At 67.1% G+C, this 1,100-nt stretch carries 2 protein-coding genes; both read right to left on the bottom strand.

Translation table 11 applies throughout. The features are described 5' to 3' along the window. Positions 1–560 (bottom strand): hypothetical protein (locus ACFW2E_RS47570; protein WP_384478574.1); only part of this gene is annotated, 560 nt, incomplete at its 3' end. Further along, complete coding sequence (locus ACFW2E_RS47565) at positions 557–1,063, bottom strand: hypothetical protein (RefSeq protein WP_384478576.1); 507 nt, start codon at positions 1,061–1,063, stop codon at positions 557–559. The genes ACFW2E_RS47570 and ACFW2E_RS47565, both read right to left, overlap by 4 nt. Positions 1,064–1,100: the final 37 nt, after the last annotated feature.

Genomic DNA, 1,100 nt, shown 5'->3' with positions numbered 1-1,100 from the left:
GAGTTTCTGACATGGGGCGTGTCGTGGGGCCTGTGTAGCAGTCCGTCCGGGCCGAAGTAGAAGACCTGCTCGCGACAGTGGGTCGCGATGTGGTCCGGGAAGGTGACCTGCAGGCGCCGCCAGACTTCTCCCTCCTCGGTCACCGGAGACAGCACTAAAGCCTCGAACCCGTCCCAGCGGAAGGTGAACGGGGACGTCAGATACGTCCACATGGCATACCCGGCGAAGTAGGCGACGTGCAGATCGTCCCAGGGCGCGGTCACGTCGCTCGGGAACGAGGCGCGAGGGTTGAACCGCTCGGCCTTCACCTCGCCGCTGACGGTCTCGATGGCCACCCGCTCGGCGGTGAGGGAGGTCCGCAGGTTGTTGGTGAAGGGATAGTGGCTGGCGTGCTGCCGGTGCAGGTCGACCCGCACAGCTGCATGACTCAGAATGCCCTCCCGTCCCTTCAGCCGCCACAGCGACCCGCCGAGGCGGAAGTCCACCGTGGCCGAGCTGTACGAGTTGTAGCGGTCCAGGCCACCGTGTGCCTCGATGGCGGTGGTGATCAGATCACTCATGGGAGTACTCCTTCCGACCCACCAATAAAGCGGGGATGCGATGGGGGTAGGTGTGTGGCGCCGGTGCGTAGGCGGGCGCCCGGTGGATGGATGTGGCGAGGCGGTGTACTACCCGTACAGAGGGCGACGGCGTGATGTGCGGTCAGCAGGACTGTGTCACCCTCCGAGGTCCTCACCGACACGCGTTTGGGCCCATCCAGTCGTCCATGACCGCGAAGAAGGTCGACGGACACCGCCCGAAGCCACTCGACCTGGTTGACGTCGTCCCGGTGCGACGCCATATCGTCGCGGTGGGCGAGCACGGCGGCGACGTCCAGGGGACCGTCTGCCGCATCACCCAGCCCCGGGACACGCCGCGCATCTGCGCGAGCCGGCACCGGCCTCAGCAGGGCCTTGCTCAGCTCGCAGGCCCAGTACGAGCACTCGCCGCCGATCGGTTGGCCTTCCACGCTCACCGTGGTGATCCCCGCAGCGTGGGCCCGATAGGCGACACACTCGCCCACCCGACCCGCGCCGATTACGATCACGCCCTATGTGCGG

The sequence above is a fragment of the Streptomyces sp. NPDC058964 genome (assembly GCF_042741275.1).
Classification (GTDB): Bacteria; Actinomycetota; Actinomycetes; order Streptomycetales; family Streptomycetaceae; genus Streptomyces.
Note: the sequence above shows the minus strand (reverse complement) of the source record. Positions and strands in the feature narration are given on the sequence as shown.